Genomic DNA, 21,767 nt, shown 5'->3' with positions numbered 1-21,767 from the left:
TCATTTATAATAGAATGAGATTATTGATTGAATTAAAAAATGAGAAAAAGAAAAATATAAAAGATCATGAGAAATATTTAGAATTAATAAAAAATAAAACAACAAAAGGATTAGATGAGATTATAAAATCTCATATTAAAGAATCTACACACGATTGGATGAAGATTATAGAAGAAAATGATTTAATTAAGTATTTAAAATAATGAAATTTAACTTTAAATTTAAAAAAATATAATATGGGGTGATGAATATGTTTCATTGTCCTTTTTTTATGTCTAAAATAAGAAAAATGCTTATTGGCTTATATATAAAAAGTATAAAATTTTGTACATAAATTAATAAAATAAAATTTCATAAAAAAAATGTAAAAAATTGCGGGAAAAAGCTTGCATAATATATTTTAGTATGCTAGTATACAAGTATAAATAAAACTTGTGCATGAATATCACAAACTTGGGAGGCAAAAAATGAAATTACCATTTAATATTGATTTAAGAAATAAAGTTGCAGTAGTAACTGGGGGAACAGGAGTATTATGTGGAGCTATGGCTGATGCATTAGCAGAATGTGGAGCTAAAGTAGCTATACTTGCTTTAAATCAAGAAGCATGTGATGCTAAAGCAGAATCTATAAAAGCTAAAGGTGGAACAGCTATAGGTATAGAAACTAATGTTTTAAATAAAGAGAGCATAAAAAATGCTCATGAAATAATATTAAAAGAATTTGGTCCATGTGACATATTAATAAATGGAGCTGGTGGAAACCATCCAAAAGGAACTACAACTAATGAATACTTACTACCAGAAGATTTAAATAATGAAGAATTAACTACTTTCTTTGATCTAGATGCAGAAGGTGTAAACTTTGTATTTAATTTAAACTTCTTGGGAACATTACTTCCATCTCAAGAGTTTTCAAAAGATATGATAAATAGAGAAGGTGCAACAATAATAAATATATCTTCAATGAATGCTTATACACCTTTAACTAAAATACCTGCATATTCAGGAGCTAAAGCTGCAGTAAGTAACTTTACTCAATGGTTAGCAGTACACATGTCAAAAGTTGGGATAAGAGTTAATGCAATAGCACCAGGATTCTTTGTAACAGCACAAAATGAAAAATTACTATTTAATGAAGATGGAACTCCAACGCCAAGAAGTGAAAAAATATTAAATAGCACTCCAATGGGAAGATTTGGTGAAGCTGATGAATTATTAGGTACATTATTATACTTAGTAGATAATAATGCATCAGGATTTGTTAATGGAATATGCATACCAGTTGATGGAGCGTTTTCAGCATATTCTGGAGTTTAATATATAAACAAGTATAGGGGGCGTATATTATCATGTTAAATAAAATAAAAGAAGAAGGTATAGTAGCTGTAATAAGAGCGAAAAACCATGAAGAAGCCATAGGATATATAAATGCTTGTGTAAATGGTGGAGTGAAAGCCATAGAACTTACTTACACAATACCAAATGTAGTAGAATTAATTAAATATGTTTGTGAAAAATACGATGATGTACTAGTTGGTGTAGGAAGTGTATTAAATAGAAAAATGGCAAAGGATGCAATAGATGCAGGTGCTGCATATGTTGTAAGCCCAGGATTCTCTGATGAAGTAAATACTATTTGTCACGAAATGAATATATTATACTTACCAGGGTGTATGACAGTAACAGAAGTTATGAATGCCATGGACAAAGGGAATGCAATGATTAAACTATTCCCAGGTGAAGTATTTGGACCTAAATATGTTAAAGCAATAAAAGCACCAATACCTAATGTTGAAATTATGCCAACAGGAGGTGTATCAATAGATAATATTGATCAGTGGTTTGAAATGGGAGTTTCGTGTGTAGGAGTAGGAAGCTCATTATTAGGAGCAGGCTCTTTAGAAGATATAGAAAATTTAGCTAAAGAGTTTAAAAGTAAAATTGCAAACATTAGAAAATAGTCAAAATGATGTGGTATTGGCCTTTGGAGAAGTTATGCTTAGGCTTACTCCTACAAACTTCCAAAGAGTCATACAAGCAGAGGAATTTGATGCAACTTATGCTGGTGGAGAAGCTAATGTTGTTTGTAGTTTGAGTATGTTCGGTCATAACACTAAGCTAATTACTAAATTACCAGAGAATGTTTTAGGAGATAAGGTAATAAGGGCGATGAACAGCTTTGGTGTAGATACTAAGGATATTCTAAGGGGCAAAGGAAGGCTGGGAATATATTTCTTAGAACAAGGCTTTGGTGTAAGAAATTCAAATGTAATATATGACAGAGAATATTCATCAATATCTATGGCAACAAAAGAGGAATTTGATTTTGATAAAATATTAAAAGGTGTGAAAATGATACATGTATCAGGAGTAACACCAGCCCTAAGTTCCAACTTGTATGAAATTTCTGTTGAACTTATAAAGGCTGCTAGCCAACGTGGTATACTAGTATCTTATGATTCGAATTATAGATCAAAATTATGGTCATTAGAAGATGCTAGAAAATTCATGTTAGAAGTATTACCTTTTGTTGATATAGTATTTTTAGGTATATTAGATTTTATTAATATATTAGAATATAAGGTTTCAGAAGAAAAGAATTTGGAAGCTAAATTAAATACTTTATATAATGAATTATTTGAAAAGTATCCAAACCTTAAATTTGCCGCATGTACAAAGAGAACTGTTAAGTCTGTAAATAATAATTCTTTAAAAGGATTCTTCTTTGACGGTAAAAAGCTAACTTCGTCTAGAACTCATCATATTGACATACTAGACAGAGTTGGTGGAGGAGATGCCTTCACAGCAGGGATTCTACATGGGATTTTAACTAATATGGATAGTAGTCAGATTGCAGAATTTGCTACTTGTGCAAGTGCTTTGAAGCATAGTATAAAAGGTGATATAAATATGGTTGATTTAGAACAAGTTGAAGTTCTTATGAATTGTGGAATAGAAAATATAAATAGATAAGTATATAAGTAGAGGGTATATAGAATTATTAGGAGGAAAGTCAATCATGGAAATGACATTTAGGTGGTATGGACAAGATGACCCTGTGAAAATAGAGTACATCCGTCAAATACCAGGAATGAAAGGAATAGTAACGGCTATATATGATATACCAGTAGGAGAAGTATGGCCATTAGATAGAATATTAGAATTAAAGAAAACAGTTGAAGATGCTGGATTAGAACTTTCAGTAATAGAAAGTGTTCCAGTACACGAAGATATAAAATTAGGTCTTCCAACAAGAGATAAATATATAGCAAATTACTGTGAAACTATAAGAAACTTAAGTAAAGCAGGAATAAAAACTATATGTTATAACTTTATGCCAGTATTTGACTGGACTAGATCTGATTTAGAATATGAATTAGAAGATGGATCAACTTGTTTAATATATGATGAAGAACAAGTAGCAAAAATGGACCCAGCATTAGGTGAGTTAGAATTACCAGGATGGGATACATCATATGGTGAAGGTGGACTTGGAGCTTTACTTGATCAATATAAAGATATAGATGAAGAGAAACTTTGGGAAAACTTAGAGTACTTCATAAAAGGAATAATGCCAACAGCTGAAGAGGAAGAAGTTAAAATGGCAATACATCCAGATGATCCACCGTGGGGTATATTTGGACTTCCAAGAATAATAACAAACTTTGAAAATGTAGATAGATTCTTAAACTTATATGATAGTCATTATAATGGATTAACATTATGTACAGGATCTTTAGGATGTACATCTACAAATGATGTAGTAAAAATGATAAAATATTTCGGAGGAGAGAAAAATAGAATACATTTTGCTCACCTAAGAAATGTAAAAATAACTGGAGATGCAAGTTTTAATGAAGTTGCTCATCTATCAGAAGCAGGATCTCTAGATTTCTATGAAATAGTAAAAGCTTACTGTGATTACAACTTTGATGGACCTTTCAGACCAGATCATGGAAGAATGATATGGGGAGAAACTGGAAGACCAGGATACGGATTATATGATAGAGCTTTAGGGGCTGTATATATAAACGGAATAAAAGAAGCTATAAATAAATCAAAATAATATTAAATAAAAGCTCTTGTGTTGGCAAGGGCTTTTATTCTAAAATTATAGTTTATAATAATAATCTAAAAAGTACTTATTTATAAAAGTAAGTTTTGTGAGGAGTAGTAAAATGAGAAAATTTATGGACGATAATTTCTTATTATCAACAGATACAGCAATAACTTTATATCATGAATATGCTAAAAACATGCCTATATGTGATTATCATTGTCACTTAAATCCAAAAGAGATAGCAGAAGATAAAAGATATAGTAACATAACTGAAATATGGTTAGGTGGAGATCACTATAAGTGGAGAACGATGAGAAGTTTTGGGATAGAAGAAAAATATATAACTGGAGATGCTAGTGATTATGAAAAATTCCAAGCTTTTGCTAAGGTTATGCCTTACTTAATAGGAAATCCAATGTATCACTGGTCTCATTTAGAGTTAAAAAGATACTTTGGAATAGAAGAAACCTTAAGTCCTAAAACATGTGAATCTATATGGAATAGATGTAATGAAATAATAAATAGTGATAATTTTAGTGCTAGAGCTATGATAAAAAAATCTAATGTTAAATATATAGGAACAACAGATGATCCTATTGACAATTTAGAATATCATATACAAATATCAAAGGATGAAAACTTTGATTGTGAAGTTAGACCAAGCTTTAGACCGGATAAGGCATTAAAAATACAAGGAGAAGGTTTTGCAGATTATATTAATTTACTAGGTAAAACAGAAAATATAGAAATAAATGATTATGAAACTTTATTAAATGTATTAGAAAAAAGATTAGACTTCTTTGTTGAAAATGGATGCCAAATAACTGACCATTCTTTAGAAAGAGTTTACTTTAGACAAGCTACTTTAGAAGAAGTTGATGCTATATTCAAAAAAGCTTTAAATGGAGAAGAATTATCTATAGAAGAAATAGAAAAATATTCTACATTAACTATGATAAGTTTAGGAAGAATGTACAGCAAACGTAATATGGTGATGCAATTACACATAGGAGCTCTTAGAAATAATAATACAAGAATGTTCAAAAAATTAGGTGCCGATGTGGGGTTTGATAGTATAGATGATGGAGAAATAGCAACTGGAATATCTAGATTGTTAGACTCATTAGATATTACAGATGAACTTCCTAAAACTATATTATATTGTTTAAATCCAAAAGATAATGAAGTATTAGGAACAATGATAGGAAACTTCCAAGGTGGAGGAGTTGCAGGTAAAATTCAATTTGGTTCTGGATGGTGGTTTAACGATCAAAAAGATGGAATGGAAAGACAAATGATGGCTTTATCTCAACTTGGTCTTATAAGTCAATTTGTAGGCATGCTTACAGATTCAAGAAGTTTCTTATCGTATACAAGACATGAATATTTTAGAAGAATTTTATGTAACTATATAGGAAACTTAGTAGAAAATGGAGAATATCCTTGCGATATGGAAATATTAGGTGAGATTATAGAAAATATATGTTATAACAACATAGAAAAATATATAAATAAATAGTAAAAAAGGAACTGTCTTAATTTAATATGGCAGTTTCTTTTTACCAAGTATTATAGGGATATTACTTTGTAAAAAATAATATAATTACAATTCTTTGTTTTGGGATTTTTTGTTAAAAAAATTGTTGATAAAATGATAGGAAAAGGATTGTTTTTAATTTATCAATATGGTAGTATACTAGTATAAGAGCTGGGGGTTTTATATATTAAATCAAAATGTATAAAGCTATGGAGGATTTTATTATGGAAAATGTTTTTGAAAAATATGAAAAACTTAAAGATTTTTTAGTTTGTGTTGATTCTGATGGATGTGCAATGGATACTATGGAAGTTAAACATAGAAAGTGTTTTGCACCAGAAATGATAAAAACATGGAACTTAGAAGAGAATGAAGAATATATATTAAATCTTTGGTATGATTTGAATTTATACACAAAAACTAGAGGTATAAATAGATTTAAAGGTTTAGCTGAAACCTTTAAAATAATAAGAGAAAAAGGAATAGAAATAGAAGATCTTGATAGTTTATTAAATTGGGTTGATACAACAAATGAATTATCAAACAGATCATTAAAAAATGAAATAGAAAAAACTAATAGTAAAGCATTGAAAATGGCACTTGAATGGTCTTTAAATGTTAATGAATCAATAGAGAATCTACCAAAAGGTGACGAACCATTTGAAAATGTAAAAGAAGGTTTAGAAGTTTTATCTAAAAAGGTTGATATTTCAGTAGTATCATCAGCAAATGGAGAGGCATTAAATGATGAATGGAATAGAAATGATTTAGTAAAGTATTTAAGAGCTTTATTAGGACAAGAAGCAGGGACTAAACAACACTGTATAGCTGAACTTAAGAAAAAAGGGTACGATATAGATAAAATATTAATGGTTGGAGATGCTCCTGGGGATTTGCAAGCTGCAAAAAACAATGATGTGAAATTTTATCCTATATTAGTAAATAAAGAAGGTTTTTCTTGGGAAAGATTAGTAAATGAAGCAGTACCAAAGTTAATAAATGGAGAATTTGATGAAATATATCAAAATCAATTAATAGATGAATTTGATAATTCTTTAAGATAAATATTTTTTATAAATTAATGGTGAGGTGGAGAATATGTTATATCCAATAATTACAGAAACTAGACAAGTTATAGATTTAAATGGAATTTGGAACTTTAAACTAGATAAAGGTGTAGGATTTGATGAGAAATGGCAAGAAAATGCACTTCAAGATTCTATAAGAATGGCAGTACCTTCTTCTTACAACGATTTAGTTGAAGATTCAAGCGTTAGAGACCATATTGGTTGGGTATGGTATGAAAGAGAATTTATAATAAGTAAAAATATGCTAGATGAAAGATTAGTTCTTAGATTTGGATCAGCAACGCATCATGCTAAGGTATATATAAATGGTAAGTTATTAGTTGAGCATAAAGGTGGATTTACACCTTTTGAAGGTGAATTAAATGAATTTGTTACTATAGGTAAAAATAGAGTAACAGTTGCAGTAGATAATGTACTAGATGAAAGTACTTTACCAGTTGGTATTGTACAAGAAATAAAATTACCTGATGGTTCAACTAAAATTAAAAATCCAGTAAATTTTGATTTCTTTAACTATGCTGGAATTCATAGACCAGTAAAAATATATACTACTCCTAGAACATACATAAAAGATGTTACAGTTATAACTGACTTTGAAAATGATTTAGGTAAAGTAGATTATGAAGTAGAAGTTAGTGGAGAAGCATCTGTTGCAATAAGTGTAATAGATGAAAATAACAATATAGTAGCTAAAGGTATAGGAGCTAAGGGGAAAGTAGAAATAGAAAATGTTAAGTTATGGGAGCCAATGAATGCTTACCTATATAACTTAAAAATAGATTTAATAGATGAAAATAATGAAATAATAGATACTTATGAGCAACCATTTGGTGTAAGAACTGTTAAAGTAGAAGATGGAAAGTTTTTAATAAATAATAAACCATTCTATTTTAAAGGTTTTGGAAAGCATGAAGATTCTCATATACATGGAAGAGGATTTGATGAAGCATTAAATGTTAAAGATTTTAATTTAATGAAATGGATAGGTGCAAATTCATTTAGAACGGCTCATTATCCATATTCAGAAGAAATAATGAGACTTGCTGATAGAGAAGGTATAGTTGTAATAGATGAGACACCTGCAGTTGGTGTACATCTAAACTTTATGGCTACAATGATGGCTGGTGCAGAAAAGAGAGATACTTGGAAAGAAATCCAAACTTTTGAGCATCATAAAGATATAATAAGAGAATTAGTAGCAAGAGATAAAAATCATCCATGTGTAGTAATGTGGTCAGTTGCTAACGAACCAGCTTCAGATGAAAAAGGGGCATATGAATACTTTAAGCCACTTGTAGAATTAACAAGAGAGTTAGATCCACAAAAAAGACCTGTGACTGTAGTTACATACCTAATGTCTACTCCAGACAGATGTCAAATAGCAGAGTTATTAGATGTACTTTGCTTAAATAGATACTATGGATGGTATTCGCAAGGTGGAGATTTAGAAGAGGCAAAAATGTATTTAAATGCAGAACTTGAAGGATGGAATAAAAGATGTCCTAATAAGCCAATAATGTTTACTGAATATGGTGCAGATACAGTTTGTGGTATGCGTGATACTACTTCTGTAATGTTCACAGAGGAATATCAAGTAGAATATTTAGAAGCTAACCATGAAGTAGTAGATAAATTCCCTAATTTTATAGGAGAACAAGTATGGAACTTTGCAGATTTTGCAACGAGCCAAGGAATAATACGTGTTCAAGGAAATAAAAAGGGAGTATTTACTAGAGAAAGAAAGCCAAAAATGGCTGCACATTATCTACGTAACAGATGGCATAACATTCCTGACTTTGGATATAAAGTAAAGTAATTGGAATTTTGAAAGATATTATGATAATAAATAAAAATAGCTTAATAAAGATATGGAGATAATTCTCCGTATCTTTAAAAAAATATATAATAAAAAATAATAAAATTACTGGTATACTAGTATAATAAAAACCGATTAGGGGGACAGAAAATGGTAAACTTAAAAGCAAAACCTTATAATCTTGATGAGCAAGGTATAAAATGGGTAAAAGATACAATAGCAAATATGACTATAGAAGAAAAAATAGGTCAATTATTTATTAACATGGGAGCAAGTAGAGATGAAGAGTATCTAAAGAGTATATTAGATAACTATCATATAGCAGGTGTTCGTTATAACCCAGGAAAAGCTGAAGAAGTGTATGAGCAAAATAGAATACTTCAAGAAAATTCTAAAATACCTCTATTAATAGCTGCTAATACTGAAGCAGGTGGTAATGGAGCATGTACAGATGGTACATATGTTGGTAATGAAGTAAAAATAGCTGCAACAAATGATAAAAGATATGCTTATGAAATGGGGAGGGTATCTGGTGTAGAAGCTGCTGCTATAGGTTGTAACTGGAGTTTTGCTCCAATTGTAGATATAAATAGAAACTGGAGAAACCCAATAATATCTACAAGAACTTGGTCTGCTGATGTAGAACAAACTTTAGAATTATCATTAGAATATATGAGAGGTATAATGGAAAGTGGAATAGCTCCTGCTGCTAAACACTTCCCTGGAGATGGTATAGATGAAAGAGATCAACATTTATCTTTCGCACCAAACTGGCTATCAGTAGAAGAATGGGATGCAACTTTTGGTAGAGTTTACGGTGGGTTATTTGAAGCTGGACTTCCATCAATAATGGCAGGACATATAGCATTACCAGAATACGTACGTTACTTCAACCCAGAAGCAACTACTGAAGAATTAGTAATGCCAGCAACATTAAGTAAATATATATTAACTGATTTATTAAGAGAAAAAATGAACTTCAATGGTTTAGTTGTAACTGATGCTTCTCACATGGTTGCTATGACCTCTCCATTAAAGCGTAGTGAAATGTTACCAACTGCTATAGCTGCAGGTTCTGATTTATTCTTATTCTTTAATGATCCAGATGAAGATTTCGGATACATGATGGATGGATATAAAAAAGGAATAATAACTGATGAAAGATTAGAAGAAGCTTTAACTAGAATATTAGGAACAAAAGCAGCTTTAGGTTTACATACAAAAGCTAAAACAGAAATATTACCTAAAAAAGAAGAAGCTATGGCTAAGATAGGATTACCTGAAAATACTGCTATAGAAGCAGAAGTATCTGATAAAGCTATAACTTTAGTAAAGAATAAGGAAGGCATATTCCCAATTACTACTGAAAAACATAAGCGTATTTTACTTGTTGAAGTAAAAGGTATTGACAGTGGATTTGGTAAATTAATGGCTATGATGAATGGTGGAAAGAAAACACCAATAGAAAATTTAAAAGAGTTATTAGAAGCAGAAGGTCATGAAGTTGAGATATATGAATCTCCAATGGACAAAATAATGAAACTTCCTAAAGAAGAGCTTATGGGAGCTATAATGAATGTTTATGCTCAAAAACGTCCAATATCTGATTTAACAGATAACTATGATTTAATAATAAATGTTGCTAATGTTGCACCTAATACTCATCAACGTATAGAATGGCCAGCAAGTAAAGGTACTCCAGATATACCATTCTATGTAAATGAAGTACCGACAATATTTGTTTCAATACAAAGTCCATTCCACTTAGCTGATGTACCTCAAGTTAAGACTTATATAAATGCTTATGATGGAAAAGAGAGCACATTAAAAGCATTAGTTGAAAAAATGGTAGGACGTTCTGAATTTATAGGAGTAAGTCCAGTAGACGCATTCTGTGGATTATTAGATACACAATATTAATATAAATTTTAGAAGTAAACTAGCTAATATAAAAATGAGCTAGCACACATAAAAATAAACGGTAAATTATAATTAATTTACCGTTTATTTTTTAGTATCAAGGAAGTTATAAATCACAACTATTAGACTAATTAAATAATCTGTTTTGAGTTATTGTGTGCTCAAATCACTTTAGGTCGTTGACGACAATAATAAAAAGAAGGTGTAAAGAATGAAAAGAATAGCATTTTTTGATATAGATGGTACCTTAATAGATTCTATGAAAGGGATAAAAGATATTAGTCCAGGAGTAAAACAAGCAATAAAAAATATACAGAAAAATGGAGACTATGCTTTTATTGCAACAGGAAGACCCTATGCATTTTTACCAAAATCCATTTTAGAATTTGGATTTGATGGATTTATTTTAGCAAATGGAGCTCACATTATAATTAATAACGAAACTATTCATAGTGATTCCATTGATAAAGAATTTATTAAGTATTTAGTAGATGAACTAGAAAGTAATAATATAGAATACGTACTTCAGGGAGAAAAGCATTGTTACATGAAAAAGCATTTTAAAAATTTTCATGATTATCTAGATAAAATTGAAGTTCCTAAAAATTATATAAAAGATGATTATAAATGTGAAGAAATTGATATATATAAGGTCGAGATGTTGTGCAAAGATGATGCAATGGAAAATTTATGTATAAGCCTTATAAGTAAAAATAAACAGTGTGATTATTTTAGCAGTATAAATAAAAGAGCTATTGAAGTATATATAAAGAAAAACACTAAATCAAAGGCAATTTTAAGAGTTATAAATTATTTAAATATACCTATAGAAAATACATACGCATTTGGTGATGGGAAAAATGATATAGACATGCTAAGGGAAGTTAGATGTGGTATAGCAATGGGAAATGCTTCTGATGATGTTAAAAAAATTTCTAATTATGTGACAGATACTGTGAGTAATGATGGTGTAGTTTTAGGAATAATGGAAAGAATAATAAAGAATTAATAAAATATTAAAATGTACCCTGTAGAGTAGACAATTAATAAAAAGGTCTGCTATATAGGGTATTTTACATATCCTAGGAAAGCTTACTTTTGGGAATTATATTTGTACAATAAAGATTTCTCACCTATTTCAACCAATCTTTTATTTACTTGACTTCCAACTTCTTCGCCAGCAAGCACATTTTTAGCATGTCCCATCAATGTGTTTTAAGGAGCATTACTTTCTACTCTATCTGTAATGGTGTTATAGTTATATCCAAGCTTATTAGCTATTTCCATTTTAAGGCTATTTAAAGCGATTTTAGCATTAATATCCATAATTACTTCCTAATTTACTTATAGTTAATGAAACATATCATGTGTAAACATAAGATAAGCATAATTAAGCATTTATATAACATGATTTTATTTGTTATTTTACCAAGATAGTGATTTAAGAGAAGTAAAATTTTCATGTACTTTATTTACAAATATATCCAACTAAGATACCATAGAATTGTAAAGTCAAACAAGGAGGTATCAGATGAAAAAATACATTGGAGAAATTGGATTATTTGTAATAGCAATTATATGGGGAAGTGGATTTATAGGGACAAAATTGGCCTTAGATGGAGGACTTACTCCCATACAAACATTGACGCTTAGATTTTTCATAGCAAGTATTATATTAGGAATAGTATTTTATAAGAAAATTAAAGAAAATATTACAAAAGAGTCTTTAATAGCAGGAGCATGGCTAGGTCTATTTTCATTTATAGGATTTTCTGCACAAACAATAGGATTAGTATATACAACTGTTTCGAAAAATGCTTTTATAACAGCTGCAAATGTTGTTATAGTACCATTTATAGGATTTATTTTATATAGAAGGAAACTAGACAAAATAGGTGTTATTGGTAGTTTTATGGCACTTTTAGGAATCGGAGTATTGTCTTTAGAGCCTGATTTAAGTGTAAACTTTGGAGATTTCTTAACATTTTTATGTGCAATCGCCTTTGCTTTTCATATTTTCTTTACTGGAGAGTTTAGTAGTAAATGCAATTCTTATGTGTTAACTGTTACACAATTTGCAGTTGCATTTATTTTGTCTTTTGCATTACAAATGATAATTGGTCAAACACAACTTCAATCAAGTCCAGTAGGTTTTATTGGAGCCTTGTATCTAGGAGTGTTTAGTACTGCTATCGGCTTTTTATTACAAACTATTTGTCAATCAAGGGTGGATCAAACAAAATCAGCTATAATTTTATCTACTGAATCAGTATTTGGAACAATTATGTCAGTGATAATTTTCCATGAAATATTAACTCTTAGAATGATAATAGGATGTATTATAATTTTTGCATCTATTATAATTTCTGAAACTAAATTATCTTTCCTTAAAAAGAAACCTTTGGAAGAATTATCAAAGGATTTAGTTGAGTCGCAAATGGAGTAAATATAAAAGGATTGCTAATAAATAATTTTATTAGCAATCCTTTTAAAATTAACAAATTCTAAACTTACTAAGTTTTACGGAGTTTATTATATATTTAAAGTTTCTTTTATCTTTTTACATAACATATCCAAATGTTCTGGTTTATTTATTAAATCAACTTCATTAATGTTTACATATAAAACTGGAGAAGCATTATATTCTTTTATCCAGTTTTCATATCTATTATGAAGGTTTGTCCAGTATTTTATATCAACACTTTTTTCCATATCACGAGATCTTAAGTTTATTCTTTCTATTATAGTATCGATTGAGCCATCAAGGTAAATCATTAAATCGGGTGTTCTAAGGTGTGGAACCATATCATTGAATAAATCTCTATAAGTTATATAGTCTCTTTTAGTCATTTTACCGTTGTCATATAAGTTTCTAGCGAATATTTCCACATCCTCATATATACTTCTATCTTGTATATTATTTAGTCCATTAGCATGAATTTCTTTTTGTTGCTTAAATCTTTGAGCCAAGAAGTACAGTTGTAAATGGAATCCCCATTTGTCTTGATCTTTGTAGAAATCTTCTAAGTATGGATTTCCATCAACTTTTTCAAAGTGAGTTTCAAATCCAAGTCTTTCTCCTACTAATTTTGTTAATGTAGATTTTCCAGCCCCTACATTTCCTGCAACAGTTATAAATAAATCTCTGTTTGCACATTTGTCACTTTTATTTTCTAATTTGAACATTCTGTCTTTCCTCCTAAAGATGAGATTGCCTCTTCAACTTTGTTTATAATGTATTTTCTATCTTCCAGATTATTTAAAAAATCTAAATTTGAATTATCAATTTCTATAATTACAGGTTCTTTACCAGTGAAGTTATGTTTAATAGAAAGTGGATTGAAATAATATTTGTACTCATTACGAAGGTTATCAATATAATTTCTGTCCATTTGTCTTTCAAAACTTCTATCTCTATTTGCTATTCTATTCATTAATACATCAGTATTTGAATTTAAGTAGATTACTATATCTGGTTGTGGTAAATCATTTACGAATATGTTATAAACTTGCTTATATCTGTGGAATTGATTGTTATCAAGTGTTATACCAGCAAAAATAAGGTTTTTCACAATATGATAATCGCTTACAACTCCTTTAGATTGACCAAGTATATTTTTGTTCACATCTTCAAGTTGTTTTACTCTATTGAATAAAAAAAATGCTTCTGTTTGTAAAGCATATTCCTTAATATCAGTATAAAATTTTGATAAAAATGGATTTTCTTCTACAATTTCTCTAAGTAGAGTATAGCCTAAGTGGTCGTTTAGTAAATTTGCTAAAGTAGTTTTACCTGCGCCAATAGGACCTTCTATTGCTATAAATATGCCTTTATTTCTCATTTATATATCACCCTCTAAAAATAATGTCTTTAGTATTTTATCAGAAAAAGAAAGATTATTCTACTGTTGACTTTATATAATTTTTTATATAGAAAATATTAATGTATTATATAAATGAAATTAAGTAATCTAAAATATATTTACTTGTAAGAAATATGCTATCATTTATATGAGATGTAATATTATGGAAATGTAGCTGGGGAGGAATTAATGTGAAAATATATTTAGATAATGCAGCAACATCTTTTCCAAAGCCAAAAGAAGTAAGTGAGGCAGTATATGATTTTATGACTAATAATGGGACTAGTTCTGGTAGAGGAGCATATAAAAAAGCAATGGAATCAGATTTTATAATATACGAATGCAGAAAACTTATTGGTGAGTTGTTTAATTTTAATAATCCTAAAAATGTTATATTTACATCAAATGTGACGGAATCCATAAATATGGTTCTTAGGGGCATGTTAAAAGAAAATGATCATGTAATAACAAGTTCTTTAGAGCATAATGCAGTATGGAGAACATTAAAAACTTTAGAAAAGGAAAGAAATATAGAAATAAGTAAAGTAAAATGTGATAATCAGGGATTAACCAGATCAGAAGATGTAAAGAAATTAATAAAAGAAAATACAAAACTTATTATATTTACAGGAGCATCAAATGTTATTGGTACTATACAGCCAATTGAGGAAATTGGGAAGATTGCAAGGGAAAATAAAATTCCTTTTGTGGTAGATGGTGCTCAAGTTTGTGGAGGATATCCATTAGATGTTTGCAAAGATAATATAGATATACTTACATTTACAGGTCACAAAAGTTTGCTAGGTCCTATGGGTACGGGCGGAATTATTATAAATTGTGACTATAATATAGATTCAATAAAATCTGGAGGAACTGGTGGAGACTCAGCTTATGAATATCAAGTTGATTATTATCCAAATAAACTTGAAACAGGAACTCTTAATGTGAGTGGTATTTGTGGTTTAAGAGAGTCTGTTAAATATTTAATAAAAGAGAAAGTAGAAAATATCTATGAAAAAGAGAAAAGTTTGACAGATTATGCTTTGAAAGCCTTAAATAAGGTTAAAGATATAGAAATTTATGGTCCAAGGGATAGTGAGAAAATTACACCAGTAATATCTTTTAATATAAAAAATAAAAGAGCAGAAGAAGTGGCTCATATTTTGGATGATAAGTTTGGAATTATGGTAAGGGCAGGTTTACACTGTTCTCCTTGTGCTCATGAGGTAATAGGAACCAAGGAAATTGGAACAGTAAGGGTGAGCTTCGGTTATTTTACTGAAAAAAAGGATATAGATAAGTTGGCTTATGCACTAAATAATTTATAAAAAGGGAGAAAATAAATGTACTTAGAAAGTTTAGATTTAAAATTTATACAACCTTGTACTACAGATTCTAACAGAATAAGAATTAAAGGAAGTTTTTCTAGAACTATAGAAGATTTATTTCCTTATTTAAATACATATCTTAAAACAGGAATATACAATAAAAAAGCAGGAACACTAACATTTAATAATGGGCCTAAGATAATCATTATGTACAAAGAAGAGGTGGCAGTATCAAAATTGTTAAATGAAACAGATGCTTTTGAAACACTAGATTATATAAAAAATATTATAAATGAATGTGCGGACAAAAAAGATGAAATCATTCCAAACGAGGAAATGCGAAGATTACCAAGCCCTATAGATGTGTACGAATTTTTACCTAAAATAAACTGTGGGAAATGTGGAGTTGCAACATGTCTTGCTTTTTCTGCTAAATTAATAAATGGGAGTTTTAAACCAAATAGATGTATTCATTTGGGAGAAAAGGATAATGAAGAAAATAAAGAAGAAGTTGAAAAAATTGTTCTAATGTTAGGTTATGATTTATAAAAAATATATAGTGGATATTACATTAAGAAAATTAAATTCTAGTGTTTGATTTTAACTTAAAATAATAATTAAACACTAGAAATTTATTGGTAAAAGTGTTAAAATTTTCATTGAGCCTGATTTATAAAATATGTTTGAAAATTTTACAAAATTTGTTTAATTTACAAATCAGGTGGTATCTATAGTTTATAGATAAAAGATATATAATTATTAGGAGGATATTAAAAATGAAAAAATTCGTATGTACAGTATGTGGATATATACATGAAGGAGAGACTGCCCCAGAAGTATGTCCAGTGTGTAAAGTAGGAGCTGACAAATTCGAAGAAATGTCAGGAACATTAAACTGGGCTGATGAGCACAGAATAGGAGTAGCTCAAGGAGTAGACGAAGATGTATTAGAAGGACTTAGAGCTAACTTCACTGGAGAATGTACAGAAGTTGGTATGTACCTAGCTATGTCAAGACAAGCTGATAGAGAAGGATATCCAGAAGTTGCTGAAGCTTACCAAAGAATAGCTTTCGAAGAAGCAGAGCATGCTGCTAAATTTGCTGAATTATTAGGAGAAGTTGTAGTTGCTGATACTAAAGCTAACTTAGAAGCAAGAGTTGAAGCTGAATACGGAGCTACTGAAGGAAAATTAAAAATAGCTAAGAGAGCTAAAGAATTAGGATTAGATGCTATACATGATACAGTTCATGAAATGTGTAAAGATGAAGCTAGACATGGTAAAGCATTCTTAGGATTATTAGAAAGATACTTTGGATAAAAGTTAATATATTTTATAAAAAGGCTGTAGTTGATTTTTTCATCTACAGTTTTTTTTGTACTATAATTCAAAAAAATCAATAAGTAAAGTGCCTATTATAGTTTAAAAAATAAAATTTATTTAATAATAATGTATAAAAAAATTAAATTAATGAAAAATAGAAATAAATAAGTTGACAAATAAGTAAAAGATGAATAGTATTTAATCAACACAAATAAAAATATTAAGAAAGGAATAATAATCATGAATCAATTAGAAAAGAATTTAACTGCAAAATTTTATAGCTTTTTCTATTTTATGTTCTGGGGCTTTTATTTTAGCGCTGGCTACTTCTTTTGCAGAAAAAAATATAAAATCTTTTCTAATGAGTTATTATAGGTCTTAATATATTTATAGGCATTAGTGTCTAAGTGTATTTTAAATCTGATTATTTTAGAGAACTCATTATGGGTTCTCTTTTTTATTACAAAAAAATTTAAGGAGGAAGTAAAAATGGTAGTAATTTTAAACCCCAAAACTAGTGAAGAAGAAGTAGAAAGATTAATAAAAGAGTTGGAAAGTTTAAATGTAACAGTGGACAAAAGTAAGGGAACAGAGTGTACTATACTGGGATTAGTTGGTGATACAAGAAATATAGATCAATGGTCAATTGAAGCTCATAAATGTGTGCAAAAGGTTATGAAGGTGCAAGAACCTTTTAAAAAAGCAAATAGGATGTTCCACCCAGAAAATACTGTTGTAAATGTTTGTGGTAGAAAAATTGGTGGAAAGAAGATTGCTATGATAGCAGGGCCTTGTTCAGTGGAAAGTGAGGAACAAATAAAATTAGTAGCTAACGAGGTTAAAAAGTACGGTGGAGGATTTTTAAGAGGTGGTGCATTCAAACCTAGAACCTCACCTTACAGTTTTCAAGGACTAAAGTATGAAGGACTAGACTTATTAAATAAAGCTAAAGAAGAAACAGGGCTTCCAATAGTAACAGAAATAATGTCTCCTTGTGATATATCAAAATTCATAGAATCTACAGATATAATTCAAGTAGGGGCTAGAAATATGCAAAACTTCGATTTATTAAAAGAATTAGGAAAAACAGATAAACCAATTTTATTAAAAAGAGGTTTGTCAGCAACGATAGAAGAGTTATTGATGAGTGCAGAATACATCATGGCTGGAGGAAATGAAAATGTAATACTTTGTGAAAGGGGAATAAGAACTTTTGAAACTTACACAAGAAATACCCTAGATTTAAGCATGATTCCGGCAATTAAAAAATTAAGCCATCTTCCAGTAGTAGTTGATCCAAGTCATGCCACAGGAAAATGGTGGATGGTAGAATCTCTTGCAAAAGCAGCAATAGCAGTTGGGGCAGATGGCCTTATTATAGAAGTTCATAATGATCCTAAAAATGCCTTATGTGATGGTGCTCAATCAATAAAGCCAGAAGTGTTTGCAGACTTAATGAATGAACTTAAAGTAATTGCTAATGCAGTTGGTAGAGAAATATAAATCTTACATTTGGTTGAAGATGTTTATCTAAAATAAAGTGATTTTAAATAATAAAAATTTGGATGAAAGAAAGGAGGATAAAAATGGGAGATTTGAAAATTTATCCGTCGAAATTAAAAGGGGAAGTTAAAATACCTCCTTCAAAAAGTATGGCACATAGAGCAATAATTTGTGCAGCCTTAAGTGATAATTCCTGTAGAATTGATAATATAGATTACTCTGATGATATTATTGCATCCATAGACGCTATGAAGTCTTTAGGTGCTATCATCACAAAGAATGAAGATTATGTTGAGATAGTTGGAGCTTACAAAGATATACAAAGTACAGAAAATAATAGGATAATTGATTGTAATGAATCAGGATCAACTTTAAGATTTTTAGCTCCCATAAGCTTGTTGTTTAAAGGAAGTAGCAAATTTGTTGGAAAGGGGAACTTGGGAAAAAGACCGCTTACCACATACTACAATATCTTTGACAAACAAAATATTCACTATTCTTATGAAAAGGATAATCTTAATTTAGAAATAAGAGGAGAGCTAAAAGGTGGAACTTTTGAAGTGGAAGGCAATGTGAGCTCGCAGTTTATAAGTGGTTTATTGTTTACTCTTCCACTGCTAAAAGAAGATTCAAAGATTATTATTACAACAAATTTTGAGTCAAAGTCTTATGTAGATTTAACTTTAAAAGTTATGAAAGACTTTGGTATTGAAATAATAAATAAAGATTATAAAGAATTTATAATTAAAGGCAATCAAAAATATGAGGCAAGAAATTATAGAGTAGAGGGGGATTATTCTCAAGGAGCATTCTTTTTATGTGCAGATGCCATAGGTAATGAAATTGTGTGTAAAGATCTTGATATTAATTCTCTTCAAGGAGATAAAGAAATTATTGATATTTTGAAAAAAATGAATGTGGAAATTATGGTGAAAGGTAATGAGATTGAAGGAAAAAGAAAGAAAAAACTAAAATCAACTTATATTGATGGAAGTCAATGTCCAGATATAATTCCAGTACTTGCTTCAGTGGCAGCATTAGCAAAGGGAAGAACTGAAATAGTAAATGTAGGAAGGCTTAGGATAAAAGAATGTGATAGGCTAGCTGCCATAACTAGTGAACTGAATAAATTGGGAGCTAACATTATTGAAAAAGAAGAGAGTATTATAATTGATGGAGTTGATGAATTGCAAGGTGACAATGTAGTTTGGAGTCATAATGACCATAGGATAGCAATGACGCTAGCTGTAGTTTCTTCTAGATGTAAGATGCCTATTGTGATTAAGGATTATGATTGTGTATCAAAATCATATCCAAAATTTTTTGAAGATTTTGAAAAAATAGGAGGGATTACAGTTGAGTGGAATGTGGGGAAATAATATAAAACTTTCTATTTTTGGAGAATCCCATGGAAATGCCATAGGAATTAATATAGATAATTTGCCTCCAGGATTTCCTCTAGATATGGAAGAAATCATGAGGGAGATGAGAAGAAGAGCTCCTGGGAAAAATAATCTTTCCACAGCTAGAAAAGAAAGTGATGTGCCAGAAATACTGAGTGGGTATTTTGAAGGAAAAACTACGGGAACACCTCTTTGTGCAATTATTAGAAATAGTGATAATAAGTCTAAGGACTATTCTAAAATTAAAGATGTAATGAGACCAGGTCATGGAGATTATCCAGGTTTTGTTAAGTATAAAGGATTTAATGATTATAGAGGAGGAGGTCATTTTTCTGGAAGGATAACAGCGCCTTTGGTATTTGCAGGAGCTATTTGTAAACAAATACTAAGAAAAAGTGGTATAGAAATTGTGGCTCACATTAAATCTATAGGAGATATGGAGGACAAAAGTTTTTTAGATTGTGACTTAGATAAATTATTTATAAATTCTTTAAAATATGAAGAGTTTCCTTTGATTAAAAAAAACTTAGAAGAAAAAATGAAAAATGAAATTCTAAGTGCTAGGAAAGAGGGCGATTCTGTGGGAGGAATTATAGAATGTATGGTTCTTGGGATAAAAGCAGGTATAGGAAGTCCCTTCTTCGATTCTGTTGAATCAACTCTAGCTCATTTAATATTCTCTGTTCCAGCAGTAAAAGGTGTTGAATTTGGAATGGGATTTGACATTTCTAAAATGAAAGGTTCAAAATCAAATGATGAGTATTATTTAAAGGAAGGAAAAGTAAAAACTAAAACTAATAATAATGGTGGAATAATTGGAGGAATTACAAATGGAATGCCCATAATTTTTAGAGTGGCAATTAAGCCTACACCTTCTGTATACAAAGAGCAAAATAGTATAAATATTTCTACTATGGAAGAGACAACTTTGCAAATTGAAGGAAGGCATGATCCTTGTATTGTACAAAGAGCTGTACCTGTTATAGAAGGTGTTAGCGCTGTTGGAATTTTAGATCTTATAAAAAATAGTTAAAAAGGGGGAATGGTGGTGGATTTATATGATTATAGGCAAGGGATTTCAAGTAAAGATAAAAGTAATATTAAGGTTGGATATCAAGGAGTAAAAGGTTCTTTTAGTGAAGAAGCAATGATTGAATTTTTCGGATATAATCAAGATACTGTAAATTATGAAAAGTTTGAGGATGTATTTATTGGTTTAAAGAAAGATGAAATAGATTATGGCATACTACCTTTTGAAAATTCATGTACAGGAGCTATAACAGCCGTTTATGATTTATTATCAAAGTATGGATTTTATATTGTGGGAGAAGAGTGCATAAAAATAAAACAAAACCTAGTAGGCATAAAAGGTGCTAAAGTGGAAGACATTGAAGAAGTATATTCTCACCCTCAAGGTTTTGAACAAAGCAAAATTTTCTTTAAAGATCATGAAGATTTAAAATTAATATATTTTTATAACACTGCCATAAGTGCAAAACATGTTTCTGAGTTAAATGATAAGAGCAAGGCTGCCATTGCAAGTATTAGAGCAGCCAAAATCTATGGACTAGATGTAATAGAGGAAGAAATAAACGATAATGAAAGTAACAATACAAAGTTTGTGATAATTAGCAAAAATCTAGAATTAAGAGAAGATTGTAACAAAATGACAGTAACTTTTTCATTGGATAATAAAGCAGGAACATTATATAATTTACTAGGGTATTTTGCCCAAAATCAAATAAATATGGTAAAAGTAGAATCTAGACCAAGTAAAAACCACTTATGGGAGTATGTGCTGTATGTGGATTTTGAGGGAAATATAAATGATGAAAATGTAAAAAATGCCATAAATCTAATTGAAAAAAAATGCAAATATTTTAAATTATTGGGATGTTATAAAAAGAAAGAAATTTAAGAGGTGG

The 21,767-nt window shown here is 29.6% G+C and carries 20 protein-coding genes; 18 read left to right on the top strand and 2 right to left on the bottom strand.

The window, feature by feature from the left end; translation table 11 throughout:
- From QX51_RS16370 to QX51_RS16320, 11 genes are all read left to right on the top strand, one after another.
- Positions 1-203, top strand: a 203-nt coding sequence (locus QX51_RS16370) for a hypothetical protein (RefSeq protein ID WP_330376096.1), incomplete at its 5' end; no start/stop codon positions are given.
- 264 nt (positions 204-467) lie between these two features.
- Positions 468-1,319 carry an SDR family oxidoreductase gene (locus tag QX51_RS16365; protein WP_039680974.1) on the top strand — a complete coding sequence of 284 codons (852 nt, stop codon included), beginning with the start codon at positions 468-470 and terminating at the stop codon, positions 1,317-1,319.
- Positions 1,320-1,351: 32 nt separating this feature from the next.
- Entirely contained in the window at positions 1,352-1,963 is a 612-nt protein-coding gene (locus tag QX51_RS16360) for a bifunctional 4-hydroxy-2-oxoglutarate aldolase/2-dehydro-3-deoxy-phosphogluconate aldolase (protein ID WP_039680973.1), read from the top strand.
- The gene (locus QX51_RS16355) at positions 1,944-2,975 is read left to right on the top strand and encodes a sugar kinase (protein WP_074429274.1); all 1,032 of its coding nucleotides are present in this window, start codon (positions 1,944-1,946) and stop codon (positions 2,973-2,975) included. Before QX51_RS16360 ends, QX51_RS16355 begins: the two co-directional genes overlap by 20 nt.
- A 46-nt stretch (positions 2,976-3,021) precedes the next feature.
- Positions 3,022-4,068, top strand: coding sequence for a mannonate dehydratase (uxuA, locus tag QX51_RS16350; protein WP_039680972.1), 1,047 nt, complete (start codon positions 3,022-3,024; stop codon positions 4,066-4,068).
- Positions 4,069-4,180: 112 nt separating this feature from the next.
- Positions 4,181-5,581 carry a glucuronate isomerase gene (gene uxaC, locus QX51_RS16345; RefSeq protein ID WP_039680971.1) on the top strand — a complete coding sequence of 467 codons (1,401 nt, stop codon included), beginning with the start codon at positions 4,181-4,183 and terminating at the stop codon, positions 5,579-5,581.
- A gap of 242 nt (positions 5,582-5,823) precedes the next feature.
- A complete protein-coding gene (locus QX51_RS16340) occupies positions 5,824-6,663 on the top strand; it encodes an HAD family hydrolase (protein ID WP_039680970.1) in 840 nt (279 codons plus the stop codon).
- A 34-nt stretch (positions 6,664-6,697) separates the two neighbouring features.
- On the top strand, positions 6,698-8,503 hold the full coding sequence (uidA, locus tag QX51_RS16335) for a beta-glucuronidase (protein WP_039680969.1): 1,806 nt from the start codon (positions 6,698-6,700) through the stop codon (positions 8,501-8,503).
- 150 nt (positions 8,504-8,653) lie between these two features.
- The gene (locus QX51_RS16330) at positions 8,654-10,423 is read left to right on the top strand and encodes a glycoside hydrolase family 3 protein (RefSeq protein ID WP_039680968.1); all 1,770 of its coding nucleotides are present in this window, start codon (positions 8,654-8,656) and stop codon (positions 10,421-10,423) included.
- Between the two features lie 211 nt (positions 10,424-10,634).
- On the top strand, positions 10,635-11,432 hold the full coding sequence (locus QX51_RS16325) for a Cof-type HAD-IIB family hydrolase (protein WP_039680967.1): 798 nt from the start codon (positions 10,635-10,637) through the stop codon (positions 11,430-11,432).
- Between the two features lie 522 nt (positions 11,433-11,954).
- Positions 11,955-12,869 (top strand): DMT family transporter, encoded by a 915-nt coding sequence (locus tag QX51_RS16320; RefSeq protein WP_039680966.1) that lies wholly within the window; start codon positions 11,955-11,957, stop codon positions 12,867-12,869.
- An 86-nt stretch (positions 12,870-12,955) separates the two neighbouring features.
- On the opposite strand, the gene QX51_RS16315 is transcribed toward QX51_RS16320, so the two are convergent.
- Positions 12,956-13,609, bottom strand: a complete 654-nt coding sequence (locus QX51_RS16315) for a deoxynucleoside kinase (protein WP_039680965.1) — start codon at positions 13,607-13,609, stop codon at positions 12,956-12,958.
- Positions 13,597-14,265 (bottom strand): deoxynucleoside kinase, encoded by a 669-nt coding sequence (locus QX51_RS16310; RefSeq protein WP_039680964.1) that lies wholly within the window; start codon positions 14,263-14,265, stop codon positions 13,597-13,599. Before QX51_RS16310 ends, QX51_RS16315 begins: the two co-directional genes overlap by 13 nt.
- A 212-nt stretch (positions 14,266-14,477) precedes the next feature.
- Between QX51_RS16310 and QX51_RS16305 the strand changes: the two genes are divergently transcribed.
- The 7 genes from QX51_RS16305 to pheA all read left to right on the top strand — a co-directional run bounded on the left by QX51_RS16305 (position 14,478) and on the right by pheA (position 21,760).
- Complete coding sequence (locus QX51_RS16305; protein ID WP_039680963.1) at positions 14,478-15,614, top strand: aminotransferase class V-fold PLP-dependent enzyme; 1,137 nt, start codon at positions 14,478-14,480, stop codon at positions 15,612-15,614.
- 15 nt (positions 15,615-15,629) lie between these two features.
- Entirely contained in the window at positions 15,630-16,163 is a 534-nt protein-coding gene (locus QX51_RS16300) for a (Fe-S)-binding protein (RefSeq protein WP_039680962.1), read from the top strand.
- A 227-nt stretch (positions 16,164-16,390) separates the two neighbouring features.
- Positions 16,391-16,933 (top strand): NADH peroxidase, encoded by a 543-nt coding sequence (locus QX51_RS16295; RefSeq protein ID WP_039680961.1) that lies wholly within the window; start codon positions 16,391-16,393, stop codon positions 16,931-16,933.
- Between the two features lie 492 nt (positions 16,934-17,425).
- Positions 17,426-18,439 carry a 3-deoxy-7-phosphoheptulonate synthase gene (gene aroF / locus QX51_RS16290; RefSeq protein ID WP_039680960.1) on the top strand — a complete coding sequence of 338 codons (1,014 nt, stop codon included), beginning with the start codon at positions 17,426-17,428 and terminating at the stop codon, positions 18,437-18,439.
- Positions 18,440-18,522: 83 nt separating this feature from the next.
- Complete coding sequence (gene aroA, locus QX51_RS16285) at positions 18,523-19,818, top strand: 3-phosphoshikimate 1-carboxyvinyltransferase (RefSeq protein WP_039680959.1); 1,296 nt, start codon at positions 18,523-18,525, stop codon at positions 19,816-19,818.
- Complete coding sequence (gene aroC / locus QX51_RS16280; RefSeq protein WP_039680958.1) at positions 19,796-20,875, top strand: chorismate synthase; 1,080 nt, start codon at positions 19,796-19,798, stop codon at positions 20,873-20,875. The genes aroA and aroC overlap by 23 nt, the downstream gene beginning before the upstream one ends.
- Positions 20,876-20,890: 15 nt before the next feature.
- Complete coding sequence (pheA, locus tag QX51_RS16275) at positions 20,891-21,760, top strand: prephenate dehydratase (RefSeq protein WP_039680957.1); 870 nt, start codon at positions 20,891-20,893, stop codon at positions 21,758-21,760.
- The last annotated feature ends 7 nt before the right edge of the window (positions 21,761-21,767 follow it).

Origin of the sequence: Terrisporobacter othiniensis (genome assembly GCF_000808015.1) — a bacterium.
GTDB lineage: Bacteria > Bacillota > Clostridia > Peptostreptococcales > Peptostreptococcaceae > Terrisporobacter > Terrisporobacter muris.
The sequence above is the reverse complement of the archived record's forward strand: the minus strand, read 5'-3'. Positions and strand labels throughout refer to the sequence as shown.